At 68.3% G+C, this 9,687-nt stretch carries 9 protein-coding genes and 1 pseudogene; 8 read left to right on the top strand and 2 right to left on the bottom strand.

Translation table 11 applies throughout. From position 1 onward, the window contains the following. Window positions 1-27 precede the first annotated feature (27 nt). Window positions 28-282 carry a phospholipase D-like domain-containing protein gene (locus AB663_RS16835; RefSeq protein ID WP_083511117.1) on the bottom strand — a complete coding sequence of 85 codons (255 nt, stop codon included), beginning with the start codon at window positions 280-282 and terminating at the stop codon, window positions 28-30. 86 nt (window positions 283-368) lie between these two features. Here AB663_RS16835 and AB663_RS05115 point away from each other — a divergent pair. Beyond that, window positions 369-950: pseudogene (locus AB663_RS05115) on the top strand (SDR family NAD(P)-dependent oxidoreductase); the annotation flags it as partial. A 125-nt stretch (window positions 951-1,075) separates the two neighbouring features. Then, window positions 1,076-2,131: a nuclease-related domain-containing protein gene (locus AB663_RS05110; RefSeq protein WP_067196407.1), complete on the top strand. Its 1,056-nt coding sequence runs from the start codon at window positions 1,076-1,078 to the stop codon at window positions 2,129-2,131. Window positions 2,132-2,248: 117 nt separating this feature from the next. On the opposite strand, the gene AB663_RS05105 is transcribed toward AB663_RS05110, so the two are convergent. Continuing rightward, entirely contained in the window at window positions 2,249-2,473 is a 225-nt protein-coding gene (locus AB663_RS05105; RefSeq protein WP_067196405.1) for a hypothetical protein, read from the bottom strand. Between the two features lie 128 nt (window positions 2,474-2,601). On the opposite strand from AB663_RS05105, the gene AB663_RS05100 reads away from it, so the two are divergent. The 6 genes from AB663_RS05100 (at window position 2,602) to AB663_RS05075 (ending at window position 9,668) form a co-directional block, all read left to right on the top strand. Beyond that, a complete protein-coding gene (locus tag AB663_RS05100; RefSeq protein ID WP_067196403.1) occupies window positions 2,602-3,627 on the top strand; it encodes a LacI family DNA-binding transcriptional regulator in 1,026 nt (341 codons plus the stop codon). Between the two features lie 135 nt (window positions 3,628-3,762). After that, window positions 3,763-4,767, top strand: a complete 1,005-nt coding sequence (locus AB663_RS05095) for an ROK family protein (protein ID WP_067196401.1) — start codon at window positions 3,763-3,765, stop codon at window positions 4,765-4,767. Further along, a complete protein-coding gene (locus AB663_RS05090; RefSeq protein WP_083511115.1) occupies window positions 4,764-6,587 on the top strand; it encodes a class I mannose-6-phosphate isomerase in 1,824 nt (607 codons plus the stop codon). Before AB663_RS05095 ends, AB663_RS05090 begins: the two co-directional genes overlap by 4 nt. Before the next feature lie 116 nt (window positions 6,588-6,703). Then, window positions 6,704-7,972 carry an ABC transporter substrate-binding protein gene (locus AB663_RS05085; RefSeq protein WP_067196399.1) on the top strand — a complete coding sequence of 423 codons (1,269 nt, stop codon included), beginning with the start codon at window positions 6,704-6,706 and terminating at the stop codon, window positions 7,970-7,972. Between the two features lie 5 nt (window positions 7,973-7,977). Then, window positions 7,978-8,853, top strand: coding sequence for a carbohydrate ABC transporter permease (locus AB663_RS05080; RefSeq protein WP_067196397.1), 876 nt, complete (start codon window positions 7,978-7,980; stop codon window positions 8,851-8,853). A gap of 2 nt (window positions 8,854-8,855) precedes the next feature. Continuing rightward, entirely contained in the window at window positions 8,856-9,668 is an 813-nt protein-coding gene (locus AB663_RS05075; protein ID WP_067196395.1) for a carbohydrate ABC transporter permease, read from the top strand. The last annotated feature ends 19 nt before the right edge of the window (window positions 9,669-9,687 follow it).

Below are 9,687 nucleotides of genomic sequence, written 5' to 3'. Positions count from 1 at the left end.
GCTTCGGGCCCGCTCCGAACGGCTCACTCACTCAAGATCGATTACCGCTCCGTGTTCCCGGAGCTTCGTGAATCTCTGCCGCATGCTGGAGGCGAACTCGACGTCGTGAACGACGACTCCGGCTTCAAGGTTCGATTCGGCTCCGGCGGTGGAGAGGTTCGCGCTGGTGACGAACGCGGTCCGCGAATCCACGATGAGCACCTTCGAATGCTGAAGGGCGTATTTTCCGTCCGGAGCCCCGTATGTCCAGAATCGGGCCCCTGTGAGCTTGGCCCGAAGCATGGAGGCAGTCTTGCCGTCGTTGACCGTCGAGTCGACGAGAAGTGTGGGAACTACTGGCGCGTCCTCTAAGGGCTGAGTTCCCCGACATCGTGACCGTCGCGGGCCACCTCACCCGGCAGGAGGCGATCGACGCCGTCGCCGCGGCCACGGGTGACCGCATCGACGGACTCGCGAACATCGCCGACATCAACGACGACTTCTCCCCGGCGGGCGAGACGACGGATGCCGTGTGGGACCGCGTCATCGCGATCAACCTCACCGCACCGTTCAAGCTCATGCGCGCCGTGCTCCCGATCATGGAGGTCGCCGGGACCGGCGCGATCCTCAACGTGTCGAGTGAGGCCGGCCTGCGCGGCAACGCCTCGGGCAACGCCTACACGGCCAGCAAGCACGGCATCATCGGCGTCACGAAGTCGGCCGCGTTCATGTACGGCCCGAAGGGCATCCGCGTGAACTCCGTCGCACCCGGCGGCGTCGCCACCGGCATCCCGATGCCGCCGAACATGTCGGAGTACGGCTCCGCCCGACTCGCCCCGTTCCAGCAGGCCATCCCCACGGTCGCGACCGCCGAGCACCTCGCCGCGTCGATCACGTTCCTGCTCTCGGACGACGCCGTGAACATCAACGGCGCCGTCCTCGCGAGCGACGGCGGCTGGTCGGTGCAGTAGCCGGCTCGACCGCGATGGCGACGGCGTCGCCTGTGACTGAAACCCCACGCCCCCGGCATCCGTGATCTCCACATCGTCACCGTGATCGCCCGCGCGCGAGCGACGCGGCCTGTTTTGCTACCGACATGCAACCGCTCTTGATCGCTTTCATCGGCGTGCTCCTCCTGGCACTCGCGGCCATGATCCTGGGACATGCGCGCGCACGCAACAGCTGGAGGCTGCAGCGCGACGCCGAAGCCGAGGCGCACTCCTCGCTCACCGCCGAGCTCGAACGCGCGCATGCCGAGGCTCTGCGTGAACGCGACGCCGATCACGATGCCGCACTCGCGACGCAGAGCCTCGCCCACTGGCACAAGATGCGCAACGCCGAGCGCCGGCACGAAGAGAAGCTCGCCGAGCTCGAGACCGAGCTGACCCGCAAGGATGCGGTGCTCACGCGCGCCCTGGCTCAGGCCTCCACCGGCATAAAGTGGGAGCTCGCATCCCGGTCCGCCATCGTCGCCGCCTGCGAGACGGCCGACATCGACGCGATCGTCGCGACCAACATCGTGTTCGTGCCCGACGAGGATGCCGACGACGTCTTCTGCGCCCAAGTCGACCACCTGGTGCTCTCACCGAACGCGGCCCTCCTCATCGACAGCAAGCGCTGGAACGGACTCGTCTTCGACGGCGTCCGCCCTTCCACGCGCGCGCAGCCGCTCGCCGCCCTCTTCGACGAGAGCGCCTTCACCGGCTCCTTCGCCCTGCACCTCACCCCGCGCGGCAAGGAAACCCGCAGCATCGACGTGCGCACCTACCTCGACGCCGACGCGCCCGCGCAGCGCGCCCGACTGCAGGCCATCAGGCTGCTCCGCTACCTCCGGCTCCAGGCCGCAGCTCTCGACCACATCGACACGTGCGTCTTCTACTCGCACCCCGACGCGACCGTCGTCACCAGCGGGTACGACGGCTCCGGACGCTTCCGCACGCACATCGCCCACACGCACACCCTCGCCGGCGTGCTGCAGCGCGTGCACAGCGGCGGCGACGGCGGCATCGACCCGCAACAGCTCACCCGCGTGGCATCCGTCATCCGTCGACTCGGCGCCGACCTCGTCGGCACCGGACGCTACGCCTCCGAGTACACGAGCCCGATCCCCCTCACCAAGCACGACCGGCTGACCGCCGCACGCCCCTCGTAAGCCCGGCGAACGGCGGATGCCGACCGGCATCGGCGCTCCGCCACGGATGCTGCGCACCGTCTCCCGCTCCGTCGAGGCAGCCCTGCTCCCGCCCCCTCGACGCAGGCTGGCTCTGCATCAACCGATCAGGTCACGCGGGTGACGGTCGTACGGCACGTCGCTCGACGGCCCCTCCTCCGTTCGGACCACATGCTGCACCTGACGGGCGACCGCCGCCCCGCGCCCCACCTTGACCGCTTCCGCCTTCGACTCGAAGCTCATCCCGAGCGTGTGCGCCTCGCCCTCGATGCGGTTGAACCAGATGCCGTCTCGCTGGAAGGTCTCGATATCTCCTGCCGCCATCACCGTCCTCCTCGTGTGCTTCATTCATATGCCGCATCTCGAATGTCGGCGCACCCCCTTGACACACGGAACGACCCGCTCGCTGGTAACGTTCCCTAAGATCGCACCCGTCGGAGTCGGAGGGCAGCATGGGCGAGCGGGCTCATCGACCGACCATCAAAGAGGTCGCTCAGCGAGCGGGCGTAAGCCCGATGACGGTGTCGCGCACGCTCTCCGGCGGGCTCAACGTCAAACCCGACGTGCAGGAGCGCGTGCTCGCCGCGGTCGCCGAGCTGGGCTACCACCGCAACGAGAACGCCCGCAGCATCCGCCCCGGTCACTCGAGCGGCCTCATCGGCGTGGCCATCACGAACATCGCCAACCCGTACTACAGCACCTTCGCGCTGGGAGTCGAAGAGGAGGCGGCTCTCGCAGGCCGCCGCATCCTGCTGGGCAACACCTCCGAAGACGTCACACGCGAGGCCGAGCTCGTCAGCGACTTCCTCGGGCGCCGCGTCGACGGACTCATCGTCGTGCCGGCGGGCGCGGCATCCGATCACCTCGCGCACTCGCAACTCCAGGGTGTGCCCGTGGTGCTGGCGTCGCGGCGCATCGAAGGCCTCGCCGCCGACAGCGTTGTGCTCGCCGACGACGACGGCGCCCACCGTGGCACCACCGCTCTGATCGACCGCGGCCACACCCGTATCGGCTACCTCGGCAACTCCGTCTCGATCTTCACGGGCGAGCGCCGCCACGCCGGCTTCGTGCGCGCACTCGAGGAACGAGGGCTCACCGTCGACCCCCGCATCGTCGCCACCAACCAGCAGACCGTCGACCAGGCGCGTGACGCGATGCGCGCGCTGCTGCGCACCAAGAACCCGCCCACCGCGGTCTTCTGCGCCAACAACCGCAACGCGATCGGCGCGCTCAAGGAGATCAGCACGCAGCTCGCGACAGGCCTGCGCGCCCCCGCCGACTTCCCGGAGATCGTCAGCTTCGACGACTTCGAGCTCGTCGAGCTCTCGCCCGTGCCGATCAGCGTCATCGACCACGACCCGCGAGAGCTCGGGCGCACAGCCGCACGCCTGCTGCTCGACCGCCTCGACGGCGGCCTCCGCGACGCAGCCCCACGGACCATCGAACTGCCGGTCTCGCTGCGCGTCGGCGTGCGCTGACGGCATCCGTCGTCCGTCACCGCCCTCCAGGGCGGAATGTCGCGCGGAGGGGCCTGGTCAGCACCGAGGCGAAGACTCCTGTTGACACCCCCTCCACCGATTGATAACGTTACCAGCGATCGACGAGGAGGACCGATGGAGCTGTGCATCGACTTCGGCGGCACCGAGATCAAGCTCGCCGTTATCGCCGATGGTCGCGTCATCGCGTCGGAGAGCATCCCGGTCGCCGGAACGACCGACGACCTCGCCGCGGCGGCCGTGGCTGCCCGCACGCTCGTCGACAGCACGGGCCGGGCAGCGGATGCCGTCGGCATCGCCGTGCCCGGCGTGGTCGACCCGTCGACCGGACGGATGCTGCACGCCAATGCCAAATACGACCACCTGCGCGACCGCGACCTGAGTTCGTGGTCGCACGCGCAGTTCGGCGTCACGGCTGCCGTCGAGAACGATGCACGCGCCGCCCTCGTCGGCGAGACGTCGAGCGGCTGCGCGTCAGGCGAGCGCGATGCGGTGCTCGTCACCCTCGGCACCGGCATCGGCACCGCCGCGATGATGGACGGCGTCGCGCTCCGCGGGCGTACAGGGCATGCCGGCATCCTCGGCGGACACGTCACTGTGGACCTCGACGGACCGACCTGCCCCTGCGGCAACGTCGGATGCGGGGAGGCTCTCGCCAGCGCCTGGGCACTGCGCGCGTCGACCGGACTCCGCATGACCGACCTCTTCACGGCATCCGCGCCCGCGACGGCCTCCGACGCCGCCTCATCGCACGCGCCGACCGCCATGCCCGCCTCATCGCCCACGCCGGCCGCCACGCCCGCCTTTGCCCCCACGCCCACCTCGTCCCCCGCGCCGGCCGAGCTCACCGCCCTCCGCGACCGGTTCCTGCACACGTGGGGCGCGACCGTCGTCACCCTCGTGCATGCGTACGACCCCGCCGTCGTCGTGCTGTCCGGCGGCATCCTGCGCGCGGGCGCGGCGGTGGCCGGTCCGATCGAGACCTACGTCCGCGCGCACCTGTGGCCGTCGATGACGGCCCCTCGTTTCCTCGTCCCGCCCGAGCCAGAGCTCTCCGTCGCGCGCGGCCTGAGCGTCCTGGCCCGCTCGCGCGACGCCCGCCCCCGTCAGGAGGATCAGTGACCACCCCGATCAGCGACATGCACGAAGGCCACACGGTGCGCGGACGGTACGACACGCAGCCCACGGTGCCGCTGCCGCCGGGCGAGCGCATTCTCCGCGGCGCCGAGAGCTGGCACTCCGCGGCCGCTCTGGCCGAGGGCCGTGACGGCCACGCCGTGCTGCTCGTCGACACGTACCCCGGCGTCGACCTCCCGGCCCTGACGGCGCAGATCGCCGCGGCGCTCCCCGACTGGACGATCGTCGACGTCGAGTCGGCTGCCCTCCCTGTCGCCGAGGTCGAGCAGCTCATCGCGCCGAACCTCACCGACGACCGGGTGTTCGGCGTCATGAGCCACTTCACCCTCTCGGACTTCTACGACGCCGACCGGCTCGATGCCCTCGCGGCGACCATCGCCGAGAAGACCGTGGTGGTGGGCTGGGGCGCCGCCCTGCTGCGCGGGCGCATCAGCGGGGAGCCCGTGACCGTGCTCGTCGACATGGCCCGCTGGGAGATCCAGCTGCGGCAGCGCGCCGGCGCCACCAACTGGCGCGCGGACAACGCCGGAGAGGACAATCTGCGCAAGTATAAGCGCGGCTTCTTCGTGGAGTGGCGTGTCGCCGACCGACACAAGCGCTCGCTCTTCGACGTGGTGGACTTCGTGCTCGACGGCAACGCCATCGCGCCGGCAGAGCCGCACCCCGACTCCCCGGATGCAGGCATGATCACGGGCACCGCCTTCCGTGCGGCGCTCGAGAACGCGGCGTCCCGCCCGTTCCGCGTCGTGCCGTTCTTCGACCCCGGCGTCTGGGGCGGCCAGTGGATGAAGAACCTCATCGGGCTCGACCCCTCGAAGGACAACTACGCGTGGTGCTTCGACTGCGTTCCCGAGGAGAACTCGCTGCTGCTGGAGGGCGAGGGCGGCGTGGTCGAGATCCCCGCGCTCGACCTCGTGTTCAGCCGCCCCGTGGAGCTGCTGGGCGCCAAGACGTTCTCGCGGTTCGGCGCCGAGTTCCCCATCCGCTTCGACTTCCTCGACACCATGGACGGCGGCAACCTCAGCCTGCAGGTGCACCCGCTCACCGACTACATCCAGAACACGTTCGGCATGCACTACACGCAGGACGAGAGCTACTACATGCTGGATGCCGCCGACGACGCGGTCGTATACCTCGGCACCAAGGAGGGCATCGACCGCGAGGAGATGCTGCGCGATCTCGCCACGGCGCAGGATGGAGAGCATCCGTTCCCCGCCGAGAAGTACGTCAACTCGTTCCCGGCGCGCAAGCATGACCACTTCGCGATCCCGGCCGGCACCGTGCACTGCTCCGGTGCGAACTCGATGGTGCTGGAGATCTCGGCGACGCCGTTCATCTTCACGTTCAAGCTGTGGGACTGGGGGCGTGTCGGCCTCGACGGCATCCCCCGCCCCGTGCACCTCGACCACGGCGCCCGCAACATCCAGTGGGACCGCGATACCTCCTGGGTCGAGCGCAACCTCGTCGGCCAGGTCGAGACCGTCCGCGTCGACGGCGACGTGATCGAGGAGAGCACCGGCCTGCACGAGCTCGAGTTCATCGAAACCCGCCGCCACTGGTTCACCGAGGCCGCCGATCACGACACCGAGGGCACCGTCAACGTGCTCAACCTCGTGGAGGGCGACGAGGTGCGCGTGGTCAGCCCGACGGGCGCCTTCGACCCCTTCACGGTGCACTACGCCGAGACGTTCATCGTCCCGGCATCCGTCGGCGAATACCGCATCGAGCGCACGGAGCACTCACGCAGCGCCCGCTTCGCCACCGTCAAGGCCTACGTGCGCGGCTCGCGCACGAGCGACAACTGAACACCGTCCCGCACCACAGGGAGGCTCCGCACGGAGTCTCTTGCACCGCACTCATCACCTTGGTAGCGTGAACCCAGATTTCTGGTAACGATACCAACCGAACAAGGGAGTTCTGAATGATTTCGCGACGCAAGATCGCGGCCGCCGTCGCCGGTCTGATGATCGGCGGACTCGCTCTCGCCGGATGCTCGGGAGACTCGGGGTCCGGGTCATCCGGAGAGGTCACCGGCACGCTCGACTTCTACACCGACAAGGCCGCGTGGAAGCCCGACTTCGAATCGCTCAACGGCACGAGCGGCAAGGACGTCGACATCACCCTGAAGACGACCGGCTACTCCGACGCCAACCAGTACGACGCCTTCATCAAGCAGTCGTTCCGCACGGCGAAGTCGCCCGGCCTGTTCACCTGGCACACGGGCGACTCGCTGAAGCAGCTCGTCGACGAGGGCCTGGTGGCCGAGACCACCGACATCTGGAAGAAGGCGATCGACGAGGGCTGGGTGAGCGAAGACCTCGCCAAGAGCTACACCTTCGACGGCAAGCAGTACTGCGTGCCGATGAACATCGCCTACTGGATCATGTTCTACAACAAGAAGATCTTCGCCGACAACGGCATCCAGGTCCCCACCACGTGGGACGAGCTGAACGCCGCGGCCACCACGCTGAAGTCCGCCGGCATCACGCCGTACTACCAGACGAGCACGCTCTTCACCTTCCAGTGGTTCGAGCACCTCGTCGCGTCGACCGACCCAGACCTCTACGCGGGCCTCGCCGACGGCAGCGTGAAGTACACCGACCCGAAGATCGTCGACATCATGAACGTCTGGCTCGACGAGCAGAAGAAGGGCTGGTTCAGCGACCCTGGAAGCACCACCGATCCGGCCGTCGCACTGAAGCAGGGCGACTTCGCCATGATCAACTTCGGCACCTTCTTCGCCGGCAACCTCAAGGGTGCGGGCATGACGACCGACGACTACGGCATGTTCGCCATCCCCGCCGTCAACGGCGACCTGAAGACCACCCCGGTCGCCGTCGAGTCCGGCCCCATGTGCACGGCGGAGAACTCGAAGCAGCGCGACCTCGGGCTCGCCTACGCCGAATGGTGGATGTCGCCCGACGCGCAGACGGCGTGGAACGAGGCGCACGGCGACGTGGCGTTCAACCCGAAGGCGACGGTCGCCGACCCCGCCCTCGCCGAGATCGGCTCGCAGATCGCCGGCGCCGACTACTCGCTGTACGACCGCTTCTTCGAGGCCATGCCGACCGAGATCGTCACGACCGCGATCGAGCAGTTCGGCGCGTTCAACGCCAACCCCGGCGACCCGATGCCGTTCCTCGAGAAGATCCAGGCGACCGCAGACAAGTACTGGGCAGAGCAGAAGTAACACGGATGGCGCATCAGAAGACGCCCTATCAGTGGTCCGCCCGGGGCTTCGTCGCCCCGGGCGTGATCCTGGTCGCCGTGCTGCTCTACCTCCCGCTGCTGTGGACGGTGTTCCTCAGCTTCACGAGGTACAACGGCCTCGGCAGCCCGAAATGGATCGGCATCGACAACTACGTCGAGATGTTCACCGACGGCGACTTCATGGGGTCGGCGGCGAACACCGTGCTGTGGGTCGTCGGCACCCTCATCGTGCCCGTCGGCATCGGCCTCGCGATCGCGCTGCTGACCTGGAACCTCGGCGGGGGCATCTGGCTGCGCCTCCCCTTCCTCATCCCGTACGCCCTCTCCGGCATCGGCGTCGGCGTGGTGTGGTCGTTCATCCTCTCCTCGGGCGGCGCGCTCGACCAGGCGCTCGCGGCGTTCGGCGTCACCGATCCCCCGCGGTGGCTGCTGGATGCTCCGCTCAACACGGTGGTCATGATCGTCGCGTCGTCGTGGCAGGGGGTCGGCGTGAACGCTCTGCTCTTCACGATCGGCCTGCAGGCCATCCCGAAGGAGCCGCTCGAGGCGGCGCGCATCGACGGCGCCAGCGGCATCCGCCTCTTCGGCAGCATCCTGTGGCCCATGCTGCGCCCGCTCACCGCCGTCGTCGTCGGGCTCTCGATCGTCGCCAGCCTGAAGACCTTCGACATCGTCTGGGGCATGACCAAGGGCGGACCGGGAACGGTGTCGGAGACCCTGGCGCTGACGATGTACAAGGAGACGTTCGTCAACAGCGACTACGGGCTCGGCTCGGCCATCGCGGTGTTCCTCACCGTCATCACCCTCATCGCCTCGGTGCTCTACCTGCGCCAGCAGCTGTCCCCGAAGAACGAGATGTGACCATGTCCAAGATCATCCGCACCGCCGTGCTCGTCGTCCTCGGGATCGTCTGGCTGCTGCCCGCCTACCTGCTCGTCGTCAACGCCATGAAGGACCCGGCGACCTTCACGTCGAAGACCTCGTGGATCCCCACCGACTTCCACCTGTTCGAGAACATCTCCGCCGCCTTCGCCCTGTCGGGCCTCGGCAACAGCGTGCTCAGCACCCTTCTCTACTCGATCGTCTCGCCCACGATCGCCGTGCTCGTCGGGGCCGCCGCAGGCTTCGCGATCGTGGCGCTGCGCCTCAAGCGAGGGTTCCTCTGGTTCGTCGTGATCTTCGGCGGCACCGTGTTCCCGCTGCAGATGGTGCTGCTGCCGCTGTTCGACGCGTACTCGCGCACCGGCTTGTTCGACACCCGCCTCGGCATGGTCATGATCTACACGGTGATCTCGGTGCCGTTCTCGGCGTTCGTGATGCGCAACTTCTTCACCGGCGTCGCGCACAACGTCTTCGAGGCGGCCGTGCTCGACGGCGCCACCACCTGGCGCATCTTCACCCGCATGTACCTGCCGATGGCGGCGAGCGCGCTCGTCGCGATCTTCATCCTGCAGGCCACGTTCGTGTGGAACGACCTGCTGCTGGGCCTCACGCTCAGCCAGTCCGACGACATCCGTCCGATCATCACGACCCTCTCCGGCATGCAGAGCACCTACGGCGGCGCGCAGATGTCGGTCGTGCTCGCCGCGGCCGTGCTCGTCTCGCTCCCCACCGTCGTGCTGTTCCTGTGCACGCAGAGGTTCTTCGCCAAGGGACTGGCGCTCGGCCAGTACTGACCCGCTCGCACGATCCACC

Source organism: Microbacterium sp. XT11 (assembly GCF_001513675.1).
GTDB lineage: Bacteria > Actinomycetota > Actinomycetes > Actinomycetales > Microbacteriaceae > Microbacterium.
This window is presented reverse-complemented; position numbering and strand designations above follow the sequence as displayed.